The sequence below is a fragment of the Enterobacter cloacae complex sp. 2024EL-00214 genome, assembly GCF_043945575.1.
Classification (GTDB): domain Bacteria; phylum Pseudomonadota; class Gammaproteobacteria; order Enterobacterales; family Enterobacteriaceae; genus Enterobacter; species Enterobacter cloacae_P.
Window position 1 is genome coordinate 53102 of the sequence record NZ_JBIMRC010000006.1, and the last position, 22021, is coordinate 75122.

At 52.7% G+C, this 22021-nt stretch carries 22 protein-coding genes, 1 other RNA gene and 1 pseudogene; 12 read left to right on the top strand and 12 right to left on the bottom strand.

What is annotated here, in order from left to right; all coding sequences use genetic code 11:
* Window positions 1-82: 82 nt before the first annotated feature.
* Window positions 83-735: pseudogene (gene acrR, locus ACHHZ6_RS08805) on the bottom strand (multidrug efflux transporter transcriptional repressor AcrR).
* Window positions 736-876: 141 nt separating this feature from the next.
* On the opposite strand from acrR, the gene acrA reads away from it, so the two are divergent.
* The 7 genes from acrA (at window position 877) to ACHHZ6_RS08840 (ending at window position 7903) form a co-directional block, all read left to right on the top strand.
* Window positions 877-2070: a multidrug efflux RND transporter periplasmic adaptor subunit AcrA gene (acrA, locus tag ACHHZ6_RS08810; RefSeq protein ID WP_395122103.1), complete on the top strand. Its 1194-nt coding sequence runs from the start codon at window positions 877-879 to the stop codon at window positions 2068-2070.
* Window positions 2071-2092: 22 nt separating this feature from the next.
* Complete coding sequence (gene acrB / locus ACHHZ6_RS08815; RefSeq protein ID WP_395122104.1) at window positions 2093-5242, top strand: multidrug efflux RND transporter permease subunit AcrB; 3150 nt, start codon at window positions 2093-2095, stop codon at window positions 5240-5242.
* A gap of 514 nt (window positions 5243-5756) precedes the next feature.
* Window positions 5757-6131 carry an Hha toxicity modulator TomB gene (tomB, locus tag ACHHZ6_RS08820; RefSeq protein WP_008499288.1) on the top strand — a complete coding sequence of 125 codons (375 nt, stop codon included), beginning with the start codon at window positions 5757-5759 and terminating at the stop codon, window positions 6129-6131.
* Between the two features lie 27 nt (window positions 6132-6158).
* Window positions 6159-6377: an HHA domain-containing protein gene (locus tag ACHHZ6_RS08825; protein WP_181622491.1), complete on the top strand. Its 219-nt coding sequence runs from the start codon at window positions 6159-6161 to the stop codon at window positions 6375-6377.
* 210 nt (window positions 6378-6587) lie between these two features.
* Window positions 6588-7139, top strand: coding sequence for a maltose O-acetyltransferase (maa, locus tag ACHHZ6_RS08830; RefSeq protein WP_182273974.1), 552 nt, complete (start codon window positions 6588-6590; stop codon window positions 7137-7139).
* A gap of 117 nt (window positions 7140-7256) precedes the next feature.
* Complete coding sequence (locus tag ACHHZ6_RS08835) at window positions 7257-7724, top strand: YlaC family protein (RefSeq protein ID WP_182273973.1); 468 nt, start codon at window positions 7257-7259, stop codon at window positions 7722-7724.
* 11 nt (window positions 7725-7735) lie between these two features.
* Window positions 7736-7903, top strand: coding sequence for a hypothetical protein (locus ACHHZ6_RS08840; RefSeq protein WP_395122163.1), 168 nt, complete (start codon window positions 7736-7738; stop codon window positions 7901-7903).
* Here ACHHZ6_RS08840 and ykgO read toward each other — a convergent pair.
* Both ykgO and ACHHZ6_RS08850 read right to left on the bottom strand, forming a co-directional pair.
* Window positions 7869-8009 (bottom strand): type B 50S ribosomal protein L36, encoded by a 141-nt coding sequence (ykgO, locus tag ACHHZ6_RS08845; RefSeq protein WP_003859006.1) that lies wholly within the window; start codon window positions 8007-8009, stop codon window positions 7869-7871. The genes ACHHZ6_RS08840 and ykgO overlap by 35 nt on opposite strands.
* Window positions 8010-8011: 2 nt before the next feature.
* The gene (locus ACHHZ6_RS08850) at window positions 8012-8272 is read right to left on the bottom strand and encodes a type B 50S ribosomal protein L31 (RefSeq protein WP_182274631.1); all 261 of its coding nucleotides are present in this window, start codon (window positions 8270-8272) and stop codon (window positions 8012-8014) included.
* Between the two features lie 234 nt (window positions 8273-8506).
* Here ACHHZ6_RS08850 and ACHHZ6_RS08855 point away from each other — a divergent pair, with 234 nt between their 5' ends.
* Window positions 8507-10072, top strand: coding sequence for an EAL domain-containing protein (locus ACHHZ6_RS08855; RefSeq protein WP_395122105.1), 1566 nt, complete (start codon window positions 8507-8509; stop codon window positions 10070-10072).
* A 45-nt stretch (window positions 10073-10117) separates the two neighbouring features.
* Here ACHHZ6_RS08855 and ACHHZ6_RS08860 read toward each other — a convergent pair whose 3' ends face one another.
* The 3 genes from ACHHZ6_RS08860 to ACHHZ6_RS08870 form a co-directional block, all read right to left on the bottom strand.
* Window positions 10118-13210 (bottom strand): beta-galactosidase, encoded by a 3093-nt coding sequence (locus ACHHZ6_RS08860; protein ID WP_395122106.1) that lies wholly within the window; start codon window positions 13208-13210, stop codon window positions 10118-10120.
* Between the two features lie 103 nt (window positions 13211-13313).
* Entirely contained in the window at window positions 13314-14384 is a 1071-nt protein-coding gene (locus tag ACHHZ6_RS08865; RefSeq protein ID WP_395122107.1) for a LacI family DNA-binding transcriptional regulator, read from the bottom strand.
* Between the two features lie 78 nt (window positions 14385-14462).
* Complete coding sequence (locus ACHHZ6_RS08870; protein WP_182919502.1) at window positions 14463-15074, bottom strand: YitT family protein; 612 nt, start codon at window positions 15072-15074, stop codon at window positions 14463-14465.
* 86 nt (window positions 15075-15160) lie between these two features.
* Here ACHHZ6_RS08870 and ACHHZ6_RS08875 point away from each other — a divergent pair, with 86 nt between their 5' ends.
* Window positions 15161-16582: a PLP-dependent aminotransferase family protein gene (locus tag ACHHZ6_RS08875; RefSeq protein WP_182273968.1), complete on the top strand. Its 1422-nt coding sequence runs from the start codon at window positions 15161-15163 to the stop codon at window positions 16580-16582.
* Window positions 16583-16727: 145 nt separating this feature from the next.
* On the opposite strand, the gene ACHHZ6_RS08880 is transcribed toward ACHHZ6_RS08875, so the two are convergent.
* The 3 genes from ACHHZ6_RS08880 to ffs form a co-directional block, all read right to left on the bottom strand.
* Entirely contained in the window at window positions 16728-16943 is a 216-nt protein-coding gene (locus tag ACHHZ6_RS08880) for a hypothetical protein (RefSeq protein ID WP_014069144.1), read from the bottom strand.
* Window positions 16940-17191 carry a hypothetical protein gene (locus ACHHZ6_RS08885; protein ID WP_182273967.1) on the bottom strand — a complete coding sequence of 84 codons (252 nt, stop codon included), beginning with the start codon at window positions 17189-17191 and terminating at the stop codon, window positions 16940-16942. Before ACHHZ6_RS08885 ends, ACHHZ6_RS08880 begins: the two co-directional genes overlap by 4 nt.
* A 267-nt stretch (window positions 17192-17458) precedes the next feature.
* An RNA gene (ffs, locus tag ACHHZ6_RS08890) (signal recognition particle sRNA small type) lies at window positions 17459-17555 on the bottom strand.
* Window positions 17556-17801: 246 nt separating this feature from the next.
* On the opposite strand from ffs, the gene ACHHZ6_RS08895 reads away from it, so the two are divergent.
* Both ACHHZ6_RS08895 and ACHHZ6_RS08900 read left to right on the top strand, forming a co-directional pair.
* The gene (locus ACHHZ6_RS08895) at window positions 17802-18209 is read left to right on the top strand and encodes a dTDP-glucose pyrophosphorylase (protein WP_182273966.1); all 408 of its coding nucleotides are present in this window, start codon (window positions 17802-17804) and stop codon (window positions 18207-18209) included.
* Window positions 18210-18282: 73 nt separating this feature from the next.
* The gene (locus ACHHZ6_RS08900; RefSeq protein ID WP_395122108.1) at window positions 18283-18618 is read left to right on the top strand and encodes an MGMT family protein; all 336 of its coding nucleotides are present in this window, start codon (window positions 18283-18285) and stop codon (window positions 18616-18618) included.
* 31 nt (window positions 18619-18649) lie between these two features.
* On the opposite strand, the gene ACHHZ6_RS08905 is transcribed toward ACHHZ6_RS08900, so the two are convergent.
* A complete protein-coding gene (locus ACHHZ6_RS08905; protein ID WP_182273964.1) occupies window positions 18650-19141 on the bottom strand; it encodes a YbaY family lipoprotein in 492 nt (163 codons plus the stop codon).
* A 204-nt stretch (window positions 19142-19345) separates the two neighbouring features.
* On the opposite strand from ACHHZ6_RS08905, the gene tesB reads away from it, so the two are divergent.
* Window positions 19346-20206 carry an acyl-CoA thioesterase II gene (gene tesB, locus ACHHZ6_RS08910; RefSeq protein ID WP_182273963.1) on the top strand — a complete coding sequence of 287 codons (861 nt, stop codon included), beginning with the start codon at window positions 19346-19348 and terminating at the stop codon, window positions 20204-20206.
* A 95-nt stretch (window positions 20207-20301) separates the two neighbouring features.
* On the opposite strand, the gene amtB is transcribed toward tesB, so the two are convergent.
* Window positions 20302-21591, bottom strand: coding sequence for an ammonium transporter AmtB (gene amtB / locus ACHHZ6_RS08915; protein ID WP_182273962.1), 1290 nt, complete (start codon window positions 21589-21591; stop codon window positions 20302-20304).
* 35 nt (window positions 21592-21626) lie between these two features.
* Window positions 21627-21965, bottom strand: coding sequence for a P-II family nitrogen regulator (gene glnK / locus ACHHZ6_RS08920; RefSeq protein WP_008503304.1), 339 nt, complete (start codon window positions 21963-21965; stop codon window positions 21627-21629).
* Between the last annotated feature and the right edge of the window lie 56 nt (window positions 21966-22021).

The window sequence follows — 22021 nt, forward strand, 5'->3', positions numbered from 1 at the left end:
ATAGTCCGGCGTGCAGGATATCACGCCCGCCTGAAGCAGAATAGCGCGAACATAGACCTCTGGGATAATTCTTAAAAACAGTTCAGGTAGTTAGCTGTGTCGCGTCACCACGAAGCGTCGGGCAAAATTGGCACATTTCCAGCAGAATCGCGACATAGCTACGCGCTTCCTCTTTGAGATCGAATGTCTGCGGGGCAAAAAGCCAGTTTTCCATCAAACCAGAAATATAGCTGCGCATCAAAATAGCCGCCCGGCGAGTCAACAGGTTGGTCGGTAACATCTTTGCTTTTATACACTGGTTCAGCGTCTGTTCGATACGGTCGTAACTCTCCAGGCACAGGCTGCGTTGTGCCTGCTGGACCACCGCCATTTCCCCCACGAACTCACATTTATGAAAGATGATTTCCATCATTAACCTGCGACGTTCTTCAACTACCGTTGCTTCAAGGATATATACTAATATTTCTCTTAATACTGAGAGTGGATCGTCGGGGAATTTTGCCCGATACTCAATCTCTAGATCGCTAATACTGGCTTCTGAAAGTTGCCAGATTTCACTAAACAGGTCTGACTTGTCTTTAAAATGCCAATAAATTGCTCCCCGCGTCACACCGGCGGCCTGAGCAATCTGAGCCAGCGAGGTTGACGATACCCCTTGCTGAGAAAACAAACGCATTGCAACGTCCAGGATGTGCTGACGTGTCTCAATGCTTGTTGTTTAGTTTTTCGTGCCATATGCCAGTGAATTTACAGGAGTCAGATTTACATACATTTGTGAATGTATGTACCATAGCATGACGATAATATAAACGCAGCAATGGGTTTTGGGACCCAGGACCATTGATCAATTTGAAATCGGACACTCGAGGTTTACATATGAACAAAAACAGAGGGTTAACGCCTCTGGCGGTCGTTCTGATGCTCTCAGGCAGCTTAGCGCTTACAGGATGTGACGACAAAAAGGCTCAACAAGGAGCTCAGCAGATGCCAGAAGTTGGCGTCGTGACGCTCAAATCCGAACCTCTCCAGATCACAACAGAATTACCTGGCCGCACAAACGCTTATCGTGTTGCAGAAGTTCGTCCTCAGGTAAGTGGCATTATCCTGAAACGTAACTTCACCGAAGGGGGAGATATTGAAGGGGGTGTCTCTCTGTATCAGATTGATCCTGCTACCTACCAGGCCGCATACGAAAGTGCAAAAGGCGATCTGGCGAAAGCAGAAGCTGCAGCCAAAATCTCCCAACTGACGCTGAACCGCTATAAAAAACTGCTCGGCACGCAATACATCAGTCAACAGGATTACGATACTGCTCTGGCCGATGCCCAGCAAGCCAACGCGGCCGTCGTGGCAGCAAAAGCGGCTGTCGAAACTGCGCGTATCAACCTGGCCTATACCAAAGTGACCTCCCCTATTAGCGGACGCATTGGTAAATCTTCCGTGACGGAAGGCGCTCTGGTGCAGAACGGGCAAAGCACTGCGCTGGCCACCGTGCAGCAGCTTGATCCGATCTACGTTGACGTCACCCAATCCAGCAACGATTTCCTGCGTCTGAAACAAGAGCTGGCAAACGGCACTCTGGAACAGGAAAACGGCAAAGCGAAAGTGGAGCTGGTTACCAATGACGGTGTCAAATACCCGCAGTCAGGTACGCTGGAATTCTCTGATGTGACGGTCGACCAGACCACCGGTTCTATCACCTTACGTGCAATCTTCCCGAACCCTGACCACACGCTGTTGCCAGGTATGTTTGTTCGCGCTCGTCTGGAAGAAGGGACTAACCCAACCGCACTGCTGGTTCCACAGCAGGGTGTAACCCGTACGCCGCGTGGCGATGCGAGTGCACTGGTGGTAGGTGCTGATGACAAAGTCGAAACGCGTCAAATCACTGCCACGCAGGCGATTGGCGACAAATGGCTGGTCACTAAAGGTCTGAAAGATGGCGATCGCGTAATTGTTACCGGTTTGCAAAAAGTACGTCCTGGCGCGCAGGTCAAAGCGCAGGAAGTCAAATCTGACGAGAAACAACAAGCCGCAGCCGGTGGTCAGTCAGAACAAACCAAGTCTTAACTTAAACAGGAGCCGTTAAGACATGCCTAATTTCTTTATCGATCGCCCCATATTCGCGTGGGTGATCGCCATCATTATCATGCTAGCCGGGGGACTTGCGATCCTGAAGCTGCCTGTCGCGCAATATCCGACCATTGCGCCACCGGCTATCGCGATCACTGCCACCTACCCCGGCGCAGATGCAGAAACGGTACAAAACACCGTGACGCAGGTTATCGAACAGAACATGAACGGTATCGATCACCTGATGTATATGTCGTCTAACGGTGACTCCACCGGTACGGCGACAATCACGCTGACCTTTGAATCCGGTACGGATCCTGACATCGCCCAGGTTCAGGTGCAGAACAAACTGCAGCTGGCTATGCCGCTGCTGCCACAGGAAGTACAGCAACAGGGTGTGAGCGTTGAGAAAGCATCCAGTAGTTTCCTGATGGTTGTTGGCGTTATCAACACCGACGGGACCATGACGCAGGAGGATATTTCCGACTACGTAGGTGCCAACATGAAGGACACCATCAGCCGTACTTCCGGTGTGGGTGATGTTCAGCTGTTCGGTTCCCAGTACGCGATGCGTATCTGGATGGATCCAAACAAACTGAACAACTTCCAGCTGACGCCGGTTGACGTGATCAGCGCCATCAAAGCACAGAACGCCCAGGTTGCAGCCGGTCAGTTAGGTGGTACACCACCGGTGAAAGGCCAGCAACTTAACGCGTCGATCATTGCGCAAACCCGTCTGACCTCCGCCGATGAGTTCAGCAAAATTCTGCTGAAAGTGAATCAGGATGGTTCCCAGGTTCGTCTGCGTGACGTAGCAAAAGTAGAACTGGGTGGCGAAAACTACGACGTTATTGCGAAGTTTAACGGCAAACCAGCGTCTGGTCTGGGTATCAAACTGGCGACAGGGGCTAACGCCCTGGACACCGCGACGGCTATCCGCGCAGAACTGAAGAAGATGGAGCCGTACTTCCCGTCAGGTCTGAAGATCGTTTATCCGTATGACACCACGCCGTTCGTAAAAATTTCGATTCACGAAGTGGTTAAAACGCTGGCAGAAGCGATCATCCTGGTATTCCTGGTCATGTATCTGTTCCTGCAAAACTTCCGTGCAACGCTGATTCCAACCATCGCGGTGCCGGTTGTACTGTTGGGGACGTTTGCTATCCTCGCGGCCTTTGGGTTCTCGATAAACACCCTGACGATGTTCGGGATGGTACTGGCCATCGGCTTGCTGGTGGATGATGCCATCGTCGTTGTCGAGAACGTTGAACGTGTGATGGCCGAAGAAGGGCTACCGCCGAAAGAAGCAACCCGTAAATCAATGGGCCAGATCCAGGGCGCACTGGTCGGTATCGCGATGGTACTGTCAGCGGTATTTATCCCGATGGCCTTCTTCGGTGGTTCAACCGGGGCAATTTACCGTCAGTTCTCTATCACCATCGTGTCGGCAATGGCTCTTTCCGTGCTCGTGGCGTTGATCCTGACGCCAGCGCTGTGTGCCACCATGTTGAAGCCAATTGCAAAAGGCGATCATGGGGAGCACAAAAAAGGGTTCTTCGGCTGGTTTAACCGCGTATTTGATAAGAGCACGCACCACTACACCGACAGCGTAGGGAATATCCTGCGCAGCACCGGTCGTTACCTGCTGCTCTATATCATCATCGTGGTCGGCATGGCCTATTTGTTTGTTCGTCTGCCAAGTTCGTTCCTGCCAGATGAAGACCAGGGCGTGTTCCTGACGATGGCGCAGCTTCCGGCCGGTGCATCACAAGAACGTACCCAGAAAGTGCTGGATGAAGTGACGGACTACTACCTCACCAAAGAGAAAGCGAACGTTGAATCCGTGTTTGCGGTTAACGGCTTTGGCTTTGCGGGTCGTGGTCAGAACACCGGTATTGCCTTCGTCTCCCTGAAAGACTGGTCAGAACGTCCAGGCTCAGAGAACAAAGTTGAGGCGATTACCGGCCGTGCAATGGGCACCTTCTCGAAGATTAAAGATGCGATGGTGTTCGCCTTTAACCTGCCAGCGATTGTTGAACTGGGTACCGCAACCGGCTTTGACTTCCAGCTGATTGACCAGGCCGGTCTGGGACATGAAAAACTGACTCAGGCACGTAACCAGTTGTTCGGTGAAGTGGCGAAACATCCTGACCTGCTGGTCGGCGTTCGTCCTAACGGTCTGGAAGATACGCCACAGTTCAAGGTTGATATCGATCAGGAAAAAGCACAGGCATTGGGCGTTTCCATCAGTGACATCAATACCACACTGGGTGCCGCCTGGGGCGGTAGCTACGTGAACGACTTCATCGACCGTGGTCGTGTGAAGAAAGTGTATCTGATGTCAGAAGCGAAATACCGTATGTTGCCAGGTGATATCAATAACTGGTACGTACGTGGCAGTAATGGCCAGATGGTTCCGTTTGCCGCCTTCTCGACCTCGCGTTGGGAATATGGTTCTCCACGTCTGGAACGCTACAACGGTCTACCGTCGATGGAAATTCTCGGCCAGGCTGCGCCGGGTAAAAGTACTGGTGAAGCGATGCTGATGATGGAGCAACTGGCCAGCAAGCTGCCTTCAGGTATCGGCTATGACTGGACCGGTATGTCCTATCAGGAACGTCTGTCCGGTAACCAGGCCCCTGCCCTGTATGCGATCTCGCTAATCGTGGTCTTCCTGTGTCTGGCAGCGTTGTACGAGAGCTGGTCAATTCCGTTCTCCGTTATGCTGGTGGTACCGCTCGGGGTTATCGGTGCGCTGCTTGCCGCAACGTTCCGTGGTTTGACCAACGACGTGTACTTCCAGGTAGGTCTGCTGACAACCATTGGCTTGTCGGCGAAGAACGCGATACTTATCGTTGAATTCGCCAAAGACCTGATGGAGAAAGAAGGTAAAGGCCTGATTGAGGCGACGCTTGAAGCGGTACGTATGCGTCTTCGTCCAATCCTGATGACCTCTCTGGCGTTTATCCTCGGTGTTATGCCGCTGGTTATCAGTTCAGGTGCGGGCTCCGGTGCGCAGAACGCCGTAGGTACAGGTGTAATGGGGGGTATGGTCACCGCGACCGTTCTCGCTATCTTCTTCGTACCGGTGTTCTTTGTGGTGGTTCGCCGCCGCTTTAGCCGCAAGAGTGACGATATCGAGCATAATCACTCGGTAGAACATCACTGATACCGGTTTCATCCTATAAAAAGGCCGCATTAGCGGCCTTTTTCATTTTGGTGTAAAAATCATAAATTACGCTTATTGCTGATCTATTTATTTTCTGTCATCGTAATAAGACATATCATAATTAACCGATAACTGACCCGACGAGTTTGTGATTTTTTTAATTTCATTTCGTCGCATAGCTTATTAGGAATAATCCTAATCCATGTGTCTGGATAGCGAATGTCTGAATCAGGACTTCATTTGGTGACAAATGTTAACTCAATGAAACATAAGGAAGCCGTAAAAAAGTCACTCCTGTTTTAGATTACGCAACCAGCCCCAGGGCAAACAATTGCGTACAAGTTCGCAGCGTTGCGTTTTAATTGTAATTTTTCGTAATAGCGCGATGAAATCTTGAAAGGAGTGGCTTATAGTTAGAGTTATCAGGAACACAGCACCCGTGCGGCTAAGTATGTTGTATCCATCCCGACGTTGATGTTCGGTGAGTAAGAAATCACTCAAAAGGGGATGCGCTATGGACGAGTACTCGCCAAAAAGGCATGATATCGCGCAGTTGAAATTTCTCTGCGAATCCTTGTACCATGACTGCCTTGCCAATCTTGATGAAAGTAACCACGGCTGGGTGAACGATCCTACGTCTGCTATCAATTTACAGCTGAATGAGCTGATAGAGCATATCGCAACCTTCGCACTTAATTATAAAATTAAGTACAATGAAGATAATAAGCTGATTGAGCAAATTGACGAATACCTGGACGACACCTTTATGTTGTTCAGCAGCTACGGCATTAACGCACAGGATTTGCAAAAATGGCGTAAATCTGGGAATCGTCTATTTCGCTGTTTCGTCAACGTGAGCAGAGCTAACCCTGTTAGCCTTTCCTGTTAAAATTATTACAACTACTAAGGTAAATTTATGTCTGATAAACCATTAACCAAGATCGATTATTTGATGCGCTTACGACGTTGTCAGTCAATAGACACGCTGGAACGTGTAATTGAAAAGAATAAATACGAGCTTTCTGATAATGAACTGGCTGTATTTTATTCAGCGGCTGACCATCGTCTTGCTGAGCTAACAATGAATAAACTGTATGACAAAATCCCCTCTTCTGTGTGGAAATTTGTCCGTTAATCTTTGACGTGTATCTGCAGAGGTTTTGCCATTTTCTAAACTGAAGTCACCTTTCGAATTACACTCCCTGAGTGAAAACCAGGTTCCCGAGTAAAAAGTGTTCAGCAGCAACTATGTTGTGACTGTGGTCACAACGATTTTTTGGGAACGTTCCCTTTCTGGTTAATCCTCTTTACCCTGAGGTAATTCACGATCCCAGAGAGGTTTCCCATGAGCACAGAAAAACAGAAGATGATCGCAGGTGAACATTACCTCCCCGGTGATGAGACGTTACGGGCCGATCGACTGCATGCCCGTCATCTTGTTCACCGCTATAACCACACGACTCCTGATGCAAAACCAGAACGCCAGCAGATACTCGCAGAACTCCTGGGGAAAAGTGAAGGCGCTTATATTGAGCCAGGCTTCCGCTGCGATTACGGCTATAACATTTATCTGGGTAACGCGTTTTACGCTAACTTCGATTGTGTGATGCTTGATGTCTGCCCTATTCATATTGGCGACAACTGCATGCTCGCTCCGGGTGTTCATATCTATACGGCGACACACCCGCTGGATGCTGACGAACGTAACAGCGGTGTCGAGTTTGGCAAACCTGTCAGCATTGGCAATAATGTCTGGATTGGTGGACGAGCCGTTATTAACCCTGGCGTCACCATTGGTGATAATGTGGTGGTTGCTTCCGGTGCCGTTGTCACCAAAGATGTTCCGGCCAACGTCGTCGTCGGCGGAAATCCAGCTAAAATAATAAAAACGCTGTAATCCGGTGGGGAGCAAACTGTTATGGTCTTTCTGTACATAACTGTTACTTTTTTCAACCAAATGGCTCCCCTAAAATAGGCAGATCCCCTGTATTTTCATAATTCATGAAGGCAAAAAATGACCGAGATACAGCGCCTGCTTACCGCCACCATCGACGATCTTAACATCCGTGAAAAGCGCGACAATCGCCCGCGCTTTAGCATTAGTTTTATCCGCAAACATCCAGGGCTGTTTGTCGCCATGTATGCTGCCTGGCTGGCGACGCTTATTGTAATGCTGAAGTCCGACACGCTGGTGGATTCCGTCTGGCTGCTGGTTGTACTGTTTGTGGTGTTTAACGCCTTTTTCTTTTTCGACGTGCATCCTCGTTATCGCTACGAAGATATCGACGTGCTCGATTTCCGGGTCTGCTATAACGGCGAGTGGTATAACACACGCTTTGTCCCGTCAGAACTGATCGACAGCATTTTGCATTCCCCAGCGGTAGAGACCGTGCAAAAAGAGAAGCTGCAGAAAATGGTATCAACCAAAGGCCAGCTCTCCTTCTATGATGTCTTTACGCTTTCCCGCCCCGCTGCTGCGTAACGAGAATCTGTGTGCGTCAGCCTCCCAACGCATACAACAACCTGAACACACCCTCCTGCAAGGTGGGTGTGTTTGAAAACACGCTTGCCACCGACCCGATGGCAAGCAGAGAAGATCCCTGGAAAGTTGGCGTGCTACGTGCGCTTAACGTCTTTTTTTACGTCCCTGAACAGCCTTAAAACGCGGGTTAGATTTGCAAATAACGTACAGTCGTCCTTTGCGTTTGACTATCTGGCAATCCGGATGGCGCTGTTTCGCACTGCGCAGAGAATTAAGTACCTGCATGATTAACCCCGCTTCGCATTAAGAAAACCGCCAAAACGCTGACGGAAGCGTGCCGTACTGCCTTCTGCCGAAAACGTTTTTTGCTTACCGGTGTAGAACGGATGTGACTTCGAAGAAACCTCAATAGAAACGTATGGATACGTTCTACCGTCGAGTTCAATTTCGCGATCGGTTCTGATGGTTGAGCCGACTTTAAAGTACTCATTGGCACTGGTGTCGTGAAACACGACGGTGCGATAGGCTGGGTGGATATCAGATTTCATCATAGACTCCATATGTTTTGTTATAACATAACAAAACAGTATCTGAGTCACCGTACAAAAGCAAGCCCCGATCATGCACCGTATCCCCGGAATTATTTTCTGATTTGCCTGGGAACGAAGTGAAATCAATAAATGGCACGTGCTATAACTATATCATTTCGCGATAAAATCTTTTTCCTCTGGCGAGCACACTCAGTGTCCCGGGATTGGGCATATGAGGAAGGAAACAGCTGCATGAAAACCCGACATCTGGTCAGCCTGGTGACAGGCATACTGATCGTTTCTGTGCTGGTGCCGATTTGCCTCAGTATCTGGCTGGCCCATCGCCAGGCGGAAGAGCAGTTTGTCAATGTACTGGATAACTATGCTTCACGCGTATTGATGCGTACAGACGGGGTTGTCGCTCAGGCGAAAGATGCACTCACCCAACTGCAAAATTATGAAGCCCCTCCCTGCAGTCGTCAGCATCTGAGAGAGATGCGCCTGGTCGCTTTCTCCCGGCGGTATGTGCAAGAGGTGATTTATGTTGATAACCTGAAACCCGTCTGTTCATCTCTCGAACAAATCAGCAACGCACCTGCCTATCCCCCTCCGATGCGCATTACCCGGGACGGCTACAGCACATGGCTGTCACCACAAAACGATCTTGGGTTTAACCACTATATGGCCATTGTCGGTCGGGGACATTACCTGGTGATGATCGACCCCGACTCTCTGGTGGATGTGCTCCCGTTCAGTACGACCCACATTGATGCTGCTTTGATTGGCGACGCGCGCAATCTGATTTTTGCCAGCAGTAATACGCTTGATCACCATATTCACGCGCTTCTGGGTAACCAGAAAATAACGCGCCTGCAGTACAACGGTTCGATGTATATCACTAAACCCGTTCCGGAACTGGGCTTTACGGTGGTGGCGTGGGCAGCGCTGAAACCGCTGGATGAAAACTGGCATCAACAGTTGCTCATCTGGCTTCCTGCAGGGATATTGATCAGCCTGCTTGCCGCGTTCTTTATGCTGCGACTTCTGCGCCACATACAGTCTCCGCGTAACCGCCTGCAGGATGCCATTAACAGCCGTGATTTTGTGGTCCACTATCAGCCCATTGTGGCGTTAGGCAGTGGAAAGATGGTCGGCGCGGAGGCGCTGGCACGCTGGCCGCAGCCTGACGGGAGCCACCTGTCACCCGATATTTTTGTGTCGCTCGCGGAACAAACGGGCCTTATTTCGCAGCTGACTCAATTAATCATCGAAAAAGTATTCGAAGATATGGGGCACTGGTTACACCTTCATCCGGATCAGCATATTTCCATTAACCTTGCGCCCGACGATCTGACCTCCGGTAAGCTACCGCCCCTGCTTCATCATCTGCTGAACAAATGGCAAGTCCACCCCGGACAAATAGCCCTTGAACTCACCGAGCGCGGTTTTGCCGATCCAAAGGTCAGCGCCCCGGCCATTGCTGCATTCCGCCGTTCAGGCCACGCTATTTATATTGATGATTTTGGAACCGGCTATTCCAGTCTCAGTTACCTGCAGGATCTGGACGTCGATACGCTAAAAATTGATAAATCTTTCGTGAATGCGCTGGAGTACAAAAATGTGACGCCACACATTATTGAAATGGCGAAATCGCTGAAGCTGGCGATGGTTGCGGAGGGTATTGAAACGGCAGGGCAGCTCGCCTGGCTGCACCGCCACGGGGTACAGTACGGACAAGGGTGGTACTACAGCAAAGCAATGCCAAAAGTGGAATTTATTCTGTGGGCTGAATACAACCTCGAAAATCATCCTGCTTAAGCAGGATTAAAAGTACGGCCACCGTATGTGGCCGTATCTGTCAGGTCAGCTAATGTTCTGATGCCAGCTAAAGGTATAGCGTAGCTGGCGTTTTTGCAGGATAAACTCTGGTGAAACGCTGGGGCTCCAGGAGTCATCGCCGCCCACGCCCATATGGAACGCGTCAAGATTAAGCCAACACCCCGGTTCCTCGCGTAGCAGATGATGATGGGTTGTCTCGCGCAGCTGTTGCTGGCTATAGCGGCTCACGGAGAAATGGAACTGTCCCTGCAGCTGGTGTGCCCCTAACACCAGTTCACGGGTATCACAGCGCAGGCCATTTTCTGTCGGGAAGATATACGGCGTGTGCATTGCTTCCAGCGGCAATGTCCAGCGCCCCTGCTGTGCCGCCAGTTTTCTGTCAGGATAGTTCTCATGCGGCCCCAATCCCAGCCAGCACGCGCTCTGCGGTACCTGTGCGAGCTGACAGCTCAGGCCGACACGTGCCGGTTCAGGGATGTCAGAGGCGACCTGTATCTGCACATCTGCATGCAGCACACCACGACTGTCAACCCGCCAGACCTTACGGCTCAGGAACAGTGCTTTGCCGCCATATTCCCAGACATGCAGTGTTGTCACCACCGCCTCGCCTGAGTGTTGCTCTCCTTCACACGCCAACACCCGGGGATGTAAATCGTACATCCCCGCCGCTTTCCAGCGCTCAACCCACGCATTCGGGTCAATTTGCGTGGCCTCGCTCACGCCGATATCATTATCCAGCGGTGCGCGGGTAAAGTTATCCGTCAACGGCGAAAGCAGCGTTTCAACGCCATTACGCCACCATTGCGTCAGATTTCCTGAGACACGATCGAACTGCCAGCGTTGTTGCTGATGTGTCAGCTCCAGCACGTCATCTTTTTGTGTTAAGACCGGAGGCTCACCCGCCTTCACCGGCGGTGCAATATACAGCGGAGCCGGAAGCGGCCATTGCTCCCACGCACAGCGATGGTTTGCCGGTGACCACGGCGTTGCCCGAGGCTGCAACACGGCCAGATTAAGCCAGACCTCACCCGGCTCAGCCGTGAACTGCGGCAGAGAGATTTCGAGGCGCTGCACACCCTGTGGTGCAACAGAAAGCGTGATATCCCCAGCGGCCAGTACCTTCCCGTCGCGAAGCACCGACCATTCCAGCAACTCGTTATCCGTATGGCGGAACAGGTAATCGCTCTGCACCTCAACCACCAGCGGAGACGTACTCACCAGCGTGAAGATGAAGAACTGCTGGGCGCGCTGCGCCTCATACAGTGCCGGATGCGGCGTGCGGTCAGGGAACACCAGTCCGTTCAGGCAGAACTGACGATCGTTCGGTTTATCGCCGAAGTCCCCGCCGTAGGCCCAGAAAGGATTACCATTTTCGTCTTTCCTGGTCAGAGCCTGATCGACCCAGTCCCAGACAAACCCGCCCTGCAGACGCGGGTGGCGACGAAATGCCTGCCAGTATTTAGCAAACCCACCAAAGCTGTTCCCCATTGCATGGGCGTACTCACAGAGGATCAGCGGGCGCGTCTCATCCGGCATGCCGATCCACTTTTTGATTGACCACTTTGGTACTGCCGGGAAAGGTTGATCCTGATCGACACGGGCATACATCGGGCAAACAATATCGGTTGCCGCCGTATTCGCCCCGCCGCCTTCGTACTGCACAGGGCGCGTCGGATCGGTGGCTTTTAGCCAGCCATATAAGGCATCGTGGTTTGCGCCGTGACCAGACTCATTTCCCAGCGACCAGATAATCACCGAGGGATGGTTGCGATCGCGCTGTACCATGCGGGTCACACGCTCGCTCATGGCTGGCAGCCAGCGGGGATCGTCAGCAAGGCGGCTCATGGGCACCATGCCGTGCGTTTCGATATTGGCTTCGTCAACAACGTACAATCCATAACGATCGCAAAGCGTGTACCACAGCGGATGGTCAGGATAGTGCGAGCAGCGAACCGCGTTAAAGTTGTGTTGTTTCATGAGTTCGATGTCGCGCCGCATCGTCGCGTCGTCCATCACCTGCCCGTTTTCCGGGTGATGCTCATGACGGTTTACCCCGCGGATCAGCAGCGGTTTTCCGTTGAGTTTCAGCAGGCCATTGCTGATTTCAACGCGGCGGAAACCGACATCGCAGGCTTCCGTCTCCAGCATGTTGCCTTGCGCATCCAAAAGCGCAATCGTCAGGCGATAGAGTTCCGGCGTTTCAGCACTCCATAACGCGGGTCTCTCTACCGGGATCGCCACCGTTAGCCGCTCGGCCCAATTCCCCCGCTCATCCACAATGACAGAGCCAGGGTGTTGAGTGGTGCTGGCGCATTTTTCGCCGTTGCGCCACAGGGTACATGCCACTTCACACTCTGCATAGCGGGAGCCAGCCAGCGCAACGTCAACCTTCAGCACCGCCCGGTCAAACTCCGCATTCAGATCCGTAACGACGTGATAATCCGCAATCTGCGTCCCGGGCTTATGCAGCAGGGAGACATCGCGGAAAATCCCGCTCATGCGCCACATGTCCTGATCTTCCAGATAACTGCCGTCGCACCAGCGCAGGACCATCACCGCCAGCCGGTTCTGGCCGGGGCGCAGTACCGCTGAAAGATCAAATTCGGCGGGTAGCCGACTGTCCTGCGAATAGCCTATCCACTGACCGTTACACCACAGATGGAATGCCGAGTTCACACCATCGAAGACAATTCGGGTTTGTCCGCCTTGCAGCCAGCCGTCATCCATCTCAAATGTGAGCGAGTAACAACCAGTAGGGTTTTCTGCCGGTACAAAGGGAGGGTTAACGGCAATCGGATAGGTGACGTTCGTGTAGACAGGCGTATCGAAACCCTGCATCTGCCAGTTCGAAGGTACCGGCATTACGACTGCATCGATACAATCTTCTTCCACCCATGCTTGCGGAACCTGCTCTGGTGCGGGATAAAAGCTAAAACGCCACTCCCCGTTGAGAGAGCGTATGCTGGCGGATCTCACGTCATCCCTGGCAGATTGTTCATGACGCCAGCTATGAAACGGCGCATGCGCCGCCAGACGGTTCCACTGCGTCACCCCGGGGTTTTCCCAGTCCCGACGAGCCAGAAGTGCGCTGAGGGTCAGCGATGAAGTATTGGGCATAATAACCTCGTTGCGAAGCGCTCACAATTTTAGTCAACATGCCCTGGTAAATGACACCGGTAAAGTGTCCGTACGCGATGAAGCGAGTCAGATCACAAAAGTCTTATTCACGGGCGAGTTGTTCCGCCAGCAGCGCCAGGTTTCTCAGCTGTTGCGCCAGATCCTCACGATCGGCCTGCCGTGACGTACGACGAGCGCTGGAATGGCGGGTAATTAGCGTAACAGGGAGCTGAATTTGTCGGAATTTTTCAGCACTGCCGGGGGCCAGCAGCCATTCCACACTTCGCTCGCCAGCCTCGCGAAACGCCTGCCGAATGGTAGTGAGCGGAGGGGAAAACCAGGCGCTATCTGCCGTATCATCAAACCCAACAATCGATATCTGACCAGGGACCGCAATCCCCTTTTCTGCGCAGGCACGCATCACACCCAGCGCCATTTGATCGTTCGCGACCAGAATGGCATCCGGTAACACTGCACCGGACAACAGCACATGCCCCTTCTCATATCCGCACACTGCACTCCAGTCGCCATGTGCTACTGCGGTCGCCTCAAGCCCGGCCTGCGCCAGTGCGGTTTTCCACCCCGCCAGACGCGCACGCGCAGCGACCGAACTTTCCGGCCCGCTCAGAAGTGCAATATGCTGATGCCCCAATGAGAGCAAATGCTCAACCCCCAGGTGGGCTCCCAGCGCGGCATTAAACACCAGGCTGTTCACCTGTGCCGAAGGTGCAACATCCAGAAACAGAACCGGAACAGGTGATGCCAGCGCCTGAAGCTGCTCTGCGTGAGCATCATCCAGTGGAACGTTCACCAGCAAAGCTTCCACACGCTGGGCCAGCAGTTCCTGAAGGGCAGGCAAGCACTGCTGCGGGTGTTCCACCATTGAGATCAACACGCTTGCCCCCTGAGCTGCGGCACGGGATTTTACCGCCGAGGCAATTTGTGAAGGTGCGTGCAGCGCCAGATCGGTGGTGATCAACCCCAACGTGCGGGTGCGTTTACCTGCCAGCTGCTGTGCGCCACGGTTAGGAACGTAGTTCAGCTCCGCCATCGCCTGCAGCACCTTTTCCCGCGTCCGGGCGGAGACATGTTCCGCGTCGTTGATCACACGGGAAACGGTCTGATAAGAAACCCCCGCAAGGAGGGCTACGTCATAAAGAGTGATCGCTTTCATGCATTCTGACACCGCATCAATAGATGACTTCTATTCTGGCACAGCGATATCATTAAAGCATGTGAGCGCTTCGCAAAATTAAACAACCTGCTCCGGCTGAGGAATTTTATCAGCGCGTGGTTTCTGGCGGAACCAGGGCAAACAGATCTGGATAAGCGGGCCAATGGTCAGGGCATAAAGTACCGTTCCCACACCGAATGAACCGCCAAGCAGACAACCAATCAGCAGAACGGACACTTCAATCGAGGTACGCACGCTACGGATTGACCACCCCATTCTGGCATGAATGCCAGTCATCAGACCATCACGCGGGCCTGCGCCAAAACCGGCTCCAATATACATACCCGTTGCTATCGCGTTCATCACAATAGCCGAAACCAGCAGAGCAATTCGGATGGGCAGCGAGGTTAGCTCGGGGATCAACGCCATCGAGGCATCCGCCGCCAGACCGATGACAATCACGTTACTGAGGGTGCCAAGCCCGGGGAGCTGGCGCAGGGGGATCCACAGCAGCAGCACCGCCGCACCGGTCAAAATGATCACCGTGCCAATGCTCATTCCCAGCTGTATCGCCACCCCCAGGTGAAAGACGTCCCACGGATCGACACCCAGATCCGAACGAATAAACATTGCGGTTGACAGGCCATAAAGCCCTAAGCCGACGTAAAGTTGCAGCAGACGACGTACCATTTTTATCTTCTCCGAAAAACCAGACTTTCATATTGTGCGAAAATGGCATTATGATTAATGTCCAGTTTTCAAATAGTGGACTGCATATGTCATCACGTCGTTTCGGTAGCCAGTCTTTGGTACGCCTGCTTGGCCACTGGCAACAAACCTCTACCCGGATCCCGCTCTGGCGTCAGCTGGCTGACGCGTTACGTCTGTTAATTCTTGATGGCAGGCTGGCGCTTAACACGCGTCTGCCGGGCGAGCGGGAGCTGGCCTCTGCGCTGGACGTTAGCCGCACCACCATCAGCAGTGCGCTGGCTCATCTGCGGGAAGAAGGGTATCTGGAAAGCCGTCACGGCAGCGGTTCACGCGTGATCCTGCCGGATACCCGTGCCGTACCTACCCTTTCAGCGGCAAGTGCGGCACTGGATCTCTCTACTGCCGCGCTCAATGCCGGGCCAGAAATCCACCAGGCTTACACCCATGCACTCACGGCGATCGCCCAGCACCTTTCGCTGACGGGTTATGACCAGCTCGGGTTACCGGCACTCCGCGACGCCATTGCCGCACGCTATACCGCACGTGGGCTTCCGACCCGGGCTGACGAAGTGATGGTGGTGAATGGCGCGCTCAGCGGTTTTGCGCTGATACTGCGGATGATGACTGGCCCCGGCGATCGCGTCGTGGTCGATCACCCCACCTACCCGCTGGCGATTGCCGCTATTCAGGGGGCGCAGTGTCGTCCTGTCGGCGTTTCGCTACCGGAATCGGGTTGGGATACGGATGGCTTCGCGGCAACGCTTGCCCAGACAGCGCCGCGTCTGGCATACCTGATGCCGGATTTCCACAATCCGACGGGGCGCTGTATGGATATCGCCACCCGTCAGGCGATAACCGACATCGCTGCTCAGACTCGTACCACGCTGGTTGTCGATGAAACGATGGTGGATTTATGGTTTAGCTCACCGCCGCCGCCGCCACTGGCAGCGTTTAACCCGCAGGCCACCGTGATCACACTGGGTTCCGCCGGAAAAAGTTTCTGGGGTGGACTTCGCCTCGGCTGGATCCGCGCCTCCTCACGAACCATCGCAACGCTTGCCCAGACGCGTGACACGCTGGATTTGGGATCGCCGCTGCTGGAACAACTGGCAACGCTGTGGCTTATCGAAAATAGCGACACTTTTCTCCCGGCTCGCCGGAAAATGCTGGCTGAGCGCCGTGACCGTTGCGGTGAACTGTTGCGCGAACACTTCCCGGAATGGACGTTCCATGAGCCAGAAGGGGGGCTTTCATACTGGATAGCACTGCCGGGCATGCTGGCAACACAGCTTGCCGCACGGGCTGAAACGCTGGGGATCAATCTGGGAGCCGGAACACGGTTCGGTTTGTCGGGTGCGTTTGATCGTTATTTACGCATCCCCTTCTCGCTCGCCCCGGCAGAACTGGAACAGGCGCTGCTCAGAATCAAGCCGCTGTGGCTCGCTCTGAATAAAAACATGCCATCCGTCAAACGGAGTTTAGTCTAATGTGAGCAAGATAGAAGCAGCCAATGAAATACGAACTGGTTACATTTCAACCCGTGATTAAAATCACATATTATTTCGTTGCGTAACAAATAATAAAAACTGCTGACTGTAACGTATGCAGTCAGCAGTTTTCACCCGTCAGGATTTAGTGCTGAGGAGGAATAGGAAAGCCCTTCAGTGAAATAACGAAATTTTCACCCTCTTTCTTTATTTTTGCGCCAGTATCACACCAGTCCGACGCAATACGAAAGAACTCATCACTACCAACATTCCAGCCAAGACGGACATGCTTCACGTAACCTGAACGCAACAGATCGCAGGCCTCTTTGTAGTCGTTGGCGGTAGACAGTTGTTGTTTCATTTTCTCTTCTTCAGAAGTTTGCGTAGTGCTTTGATTTCTTTAGGAGTAAATGGAGTTACACTCTCTTCTTCCGTATGCTGATTATCAATATCCTCTTCCGATACTCCCGCCTCTTCCACTGCTTCAAACGCCAGCAGCAGCAGTTTCTCCGTTGTTACGCTTAAATTTTCGTTATTCACTTCCGCATAATGGCGAAGTCTTTCTTTTAGCGCACCATCAATCTTAACGTTTAATACCGCAGTAACCATGATTGTCACTTCCCTTCGGAATAAGTCCTTTATTTAATACACGAAGTTAACATTGTAATCCAGATATATATTTTTTGCTTATGACAGAAAAAAGACACCCAATAATAAAATGGCAGTCTATTATTACAGGTTTATGACAGTAATATTTCAGCAAGATGAAATATATATTATATAAGATATTAAATACCTTTAATTTCTGTGGGTAACGAGCTGAAGTTGGGGGGAGAGAACGCAGGAGAGTCTACAGAGAGCAGAAATGGGTGGGGGCCCTGCCAGCTACATCCCGGCACACACGTCGTCTGCCCTGGCTGCTTCCTTCCGGACCTGACCTGGTGAACAGAGTAGCGTTGCGGGAGAACCAACAGAGCCCCCATTGAGAGCGTTGTTAACCAACGCGCTGGCGCATTATCCCTGTGCAGCCCACCAATTGCAAGCTGCTGGCATCCGGATGGTGGTTTATTGCGCAAACCGGAGCAAATAGGTCCCTCATCACCTTTGCAGTCAGTACAGATGCACAGATTGCGAACCCCTTCGCAGTAAATTTGCTCACTCATGCCACACTCTTTGAATGTGGCTGACCAGGCGCTTTATCTCTTTCCAGGATGCACCCATGATTAACACGCTCCCCAAAACATTGACCCTCGCCATGCCAGCCATTGACGGCGTGACTCTCCATCATAAAGGGCTGAACTTTCTGCGCCCCGACCTGATGCTGGATTTTGTCAGCATTAGCGAACGCCCCATGCTTTTCGTCACGCCGATCGCGGTACTTTATTCCACCATTGGCGTAGTACGTCACATCAACCTGAGAAGAATACCGGTTGCTGTATCCGGGCGCGTTATCTATCCCATCTGCTCACAGGCCTTACCCGATCTTCGGGCCAAACTCATCATCAATACCCCGGCGAGAAAGCTGAAATTTCTCGAAAGTCTGGTCGCGATGCGCGATCAACCTGCCGCCAGCGGCACAAAAGTGATCGGCCTCGCACTGGAGTTCACCGTTCAACAGGCTGACTGAGCAAGATACCCGTGCCGCTTCACAATCATTTCAGGGTCACTTATCCTGTGTTTTTTTACGTCTGGTAAGCAATATGGACTCTTACGATCCACTCCCTGAACCGTTACCTGACACCTTTCCTGTCCGGGTCTGGCAGATTGTTGCCTCTATTCCTGAAGGTTATGTCGCCACCTATGGCGACGTTGCTCGTCTTGCGGGTTCTCCCCGCGCGGCACGTCAGGTCGGTGGCGTACTGAAACGGTTACCGGAAGGAAGCACATTGCCCTGGCATCGGGTGGTGAATCGCCACGGAACTATTTCGCTCACCGGGCCAGACTTGCAGCGCCAGCGCCAGGCATTACTTTCGGAAGGGGTGCAGGTGTCGGGATCAGGACAGATAGATTTGCAGAAGTACCGCTGGGTGTACTGATACCCTCCCCCGAAGGAGAGGGCAAAAGCCATTAAGGCTGAGCTGACGGCGCAACAGGAACTTCCGTTTGCTGCACAGGTGTCAGATTGAGGTCAACTTTTGTCCCGCCGTTGTTGATCGCTTCCTGTACTGTATCGGTGATAAAGACCAACTTACCGTTGATCGTTACCGCCGCACTCAGAAGAATACGCGCATTCGGCTGCACGTCTGCTGGGTTATACGGTAGCACAAAGCTAAACGGAGCCTGTTTGCCTTCTGTACGAACGACGCGTTGCGACAGCACTTTCGACGGCGCATCAGCCAGCGAAGCGTCAGACAACGTCACCGTTAATACCGCATCTGGCGGCAAAGCAACTTTCTGACGGATCCAGATCGTACCAGAAACATTTGGCTGCTGAATGGACTGCTGTGAAAGTGTATTAATCCCATACGGATCTGCGGCTGGTACCTGGGCGCTCTTACCTGCGCAGGCAGACAATGCCACCGCAATAGCTATACCACTTAGCATGGGTACGAGTTTCATTGAAGTCTCCTTATCATCAATGCACCAGCGGGATCGATCCCACCCGATGTCGTTAGCATTCACATAACGTAAACAAGTGTGGCACAAATCACTTATTAATGCCTGATTTCGACTCATTATTCAGATTATTCCACCCATCTGACCACTTTCATTTCTGCGTTATACTCTGCGTATCTTTCGCTACGGCGTTTATTGAGGACGACTATGAGTCAGGCACTAAACAATCTGCTGACATTACTGAATCTGGAAAAAATTGAGGAAGGACTCTTTCGCGGACAGAGCGAAGATTTAGGCTTACGCCAGGTCTTCGGAGGGCAAGTCGTAGGACAGGCGCTGTACGCAGCTAAGGAGACCGTCCCTGCAGACCGTCTGGTGCACTCATTTCACAGCTACTTTTTACGCCCTGGAGATAGCACGAAACCGATTGTGTACGACGTTGAAGTGCTGAGAGACGGTAACAGTTTCAGCGCACGCCGCGTGGCGGCCATTCAGAATGGCAAGCCTATCTTTTACATGACGGCTTCATTCCAGGCTCCGGAACCGGGTTATGAGCATCAAAAAGTGATGCCTCCAGCCCCTTCTCCGGATGAGCTCAAATCAGAGACGGATATTGCCCGCGCGCTGGCGCATCTGTTGCCGACACAGATGAAAGAGAAGTTTATCTGTGACAAGCCGCTTGAGATCCGCCCTGTCGAATTCCATAACCCGATGAGAGGCCACACCGCCGAGCCAAAACGCCAGGTGTGGATCCGCGCCAACGGTATCGTGCCGGATGATTTTCACGTCCATCAATACCTGCTGGGCTATGCTTCCGACTTCAACTTCCTGCCGGTTGCGCTACAGCCGCACGGCGTTGGGTTCCTGGAGAAAGGGATGCAGGTCGCAACGATCGACCACTCCATGTGGTTCCACCGTCCGTTCGATATAAACGACTGGCTGCTCTACAGTGTGGAGAGCACTTCGGCATCCAGCGCGCGCGGATTTGTTCGCGGAGAGTTTTACACCAAAGCGGGCATTCTGGTGGCCTCGACGGTGCAGGAAGGGGTCATGCGAAACCGGGGATGATTTTGTGCGGCCTGATGTCCTCACCCTGGCCCTCTCCCACGGGGAGAGGGAATAAACACTAAAAAAGGCAACCGAGGTTGCCTTTTTGCAATTTATCAGGCGTTGTACGCATTCTCGCCGTGGCTGTTCACGTCCAGACCTTCGCGTTCCTGCTCTTCCGGTACACGCAGACCCACAGTCATATCCGCCAGTTTATAGCCGATGAAGGCCACAACGGCAGACCACACAACGGTGATGGCGATACTTTCCAGCTGCACCAGCAACTGATGAACCATTGTGACGCCTTCTGCGTAACCAACACCACCCAGTGATTTTGCGGCGAAGATACCGGTCATGATACAACCAATGATGCCGCAAACACCGTGTACGCCGAACACATCGCAAGGGTCATCAACGCGCAGAACGCGTTTCAGTGCGGTAACACCCCACAGACCTGCCAGCCCCGCCGCCAGACCGATGAGCAGCCCCCCGCCGACACCGACATAACCACACGCAGGGGTGATACCAACCAGACCGGCAATCGCACCAGAACATGCTCCCAGCAGGGAGGGTTTACCGCGAATAGCCCACTCACCAAATACCCAGGAGAGGATGGCACCCGCCGTTGCCACAACGGTGTTCACAAAGGCCAGCGCGGCGATTTCGTTAGCTGCACTTGCAGAACCTGCGTTGAAGCCGAACCAGCCAAAATAGAGAATTGCGGTACCGGTAAACACCATTGGCAGGTTATGCGGCTTGAACGCTTCTTTACCAAAGCCCACACGTTTACCAATCAGGTACGCCCCCACCAGACCCGCCACCGCGGCGTTGATGTGTACAACAGTACCGCCCGCAAAGTCCAGCGCGCCATGCGTCGCCAGCAGACCACCGCCCCAGACCATATGGGCAATTGGCACGTAGGAGAGCGTCAGCCAGACGACCACGAAGATCAGCACCGCAGAGAAACGGATACGCTCAGCCAGCGCACCCACAATCAGACCCACAGTGATACAGGCAAATGAGCCCTGGAAAGCGACGTGGATATACTGATAGAAGCTGCCCATCAGGGCGGTCAGTTCAATATTTTTCAGCATCGCCCAGTTAAAGTTGCCGAAGAAGGCGTTGCCTTCCCCGAATGCCAGCGAGTAACCGTAGACAACCCACAGTACGCACACCAGCGCGAACGTTACGGCAACCTGCGTCAGCATGGAGAGCACGTTTTTACCGCGGATCAGACCGCCGTAGAACAGCGCAATACCAGGAATAGACATGAACAGCACCAGCGCGGTACTGATCATCATAAAAGCGTTATCGGCTTTGTCTACCACCGCAGGGGCTGCAGCCATTGCCAGGCCCGGCAGCAGTGCCAGAGAACCCAGAGCCGTTTTGATTGTTGCTATCTTCATTTTCTCGATCCCTATCACTGTGTGCCAGGAGTTACTTACAATGCCGCTTCGTCGGATTCGCCGGTGCGAATGCGAATGACGCGCTGCAATTCGGCAACGAAAATTTTGCCGTCGCCAATTTTGCCGGTGTAGGCCGCTTTGCTAATGACATCAATGACTTCATCAAGCTGGTCATCGGCAATTGCGACATCAATTTTTACTTTTGGCAGGAAGTTAACGCTGTATTCCGCCCCGCGATAAAGCTCGGCATGACCTTTCTGACGACCAAAGCCTTTCACTTCGGTGACAGTCAGTCCCTGAATACCCATAGAAGACAACGCTTCACGCACGTCTTCGAGTTTGAATGGTTTGATTACAACCGTAACCAGCTTCATAAATCCCCTCCAGTCAGAATTCGGTAATGGCCGCAGCTAACACGTATGAGATATTG

Coding starts and splice junctions, on each gene's coding strand:
- tesB (WP_182273963.1), top strand. CDS start 19,346: ATGAGTCAGGCACTAAACAATCTGCTGACATTACTGAATCTGGAAAAA.
- glnK (WP_008503304.1), bottom strand. CDS start 21,965: ATGAAGCTGGTTACGGTTGTAATCAAACCATTCAAACTCGAAGACGTG.
- acrA (WP_395122103.1), top strand. CDS start 877: ATGAACAAAAACAGAGGGTTAACGCCTCTGGCGGTCGTTCTGATGCTC.
- ACHHZ6_RS08900 (WP_395122108.1), top strand. CDS start 18,283: ATGGACTCTTACGATCCACTCCCTGAACCGTTACCTGACACCTTTCCT.
- tomB (WP_008499288.1), top strand. CDS start 5,757: ATGGACGAGTACTCGCCAAAAAGGCATGATATCGCGCAGTTGAAATTT.
- ACHHZ6_RS08895 (WP_182273966.1), top strand. CDS start 17,802: ATGATTAACACGCTCCCCAAAACATTGACCCTCGCCATGCCAGCCATT.
- ACHHZ6_RS08835 (WP_182273973.1), top strand. CDS start 7,257: ATGACCGAGATACAGCGCCTGCTTACCGCCACCATCGACGATCTTAAC.
- ACHHZ6_RS08865 (WP_395122107.1), bottom strand. CDS start 14,384: ATGAAAGCGATCACTCTTTATGACGTAGCCCTCCTTGCGGGGGTTTCT.
- ACHHZ6_RS08875 (WP_182273968.1), top strand. CDS start 15,161: ATGTCATCACGTCGTTTCGGTAGCCAGTCTTTGGTACGCCTGCTTGGC.
- amtB (WP_182273962.1), bottom strand. CDS start 21,591: ATGAAGATAGCAACAATCAAAACGGCTCTGGGTTCTCTGGCACTGCTG.
- maa (WP_182273974.1), top strand. CDS start 6,588: ATGAGCACAGAAAAACAGAAGATGATCGCAGGTGAACATTACCTCCCC.
- ACHHZ6_RS08825 (WP_181622491.1), top strand. CDS start 6,159: ATGTCTGATAAACCATTAACCAAGATCGATTATTTGATGCGCTTACGA.
- ACHHZ6_RS08850 (WP_182274631.1), bottom strand. CDS start 8,272: ATGAAATCTGATATCCACCCAGCCTATCGCACCGTCGTGTTTCACGAC.
- ACHHZ6_RS08870 (WP_182919502.1), bottom strand. CDS start 15,074: ATGGTACGTCGTCTGCTGCAACTTTACGTCGGCTTAGGGCTTTATGGC.
- acrB (WP_395122104.1), top strand. CDS start 2,093: ATGCCTAATTTCTTTATCGATCGCCCCATATTCGCGTGGGTGATCGCC.
- ACHHZ6_RS08905 (WP_182273964.1), bottom strand. CDS start 19,141: ATGAAACTCGTACCCATGCTAAGTGGTATAGCTATTGCGGTGGCATTG.
- ACHHZ6_RS08880 (WP_014069144.1), bottom strand. CDS start 16,943: ATGAAACAACAACTGTCTACCGCCAACGACTACAAAGAGGCCTGCGAT.
- ACHHZ6_RS08855 (WP_395122105.1), top strand. CDS start 8,507: ATGAAAACCCGACATCTGGTCAGCCTGGTGACAGGCATACTGATCGTT.
- ACHHZ6_RS08860 (WP_395122106.1), bottom strand. CDS start 13,210: ATGCCCAATACTTCATCGCTGACCCTCAGCGCACTTCTGGCTCGTCGG.
- ACHHZ6_RS08885 (WP_182273967.1), bottom strand. CDS start 17,191: ATGGTTACTGCGGTATTAAACGTTAAGATTGATGGTGCGCTAAAAGAA.
- ykgO (WP_003859006.1), bottom strand. CDS start 8,009: ATGCAGGTACTTAATTCTCTGCGCAGTGCGAAACAGCGCCATCCGGAT.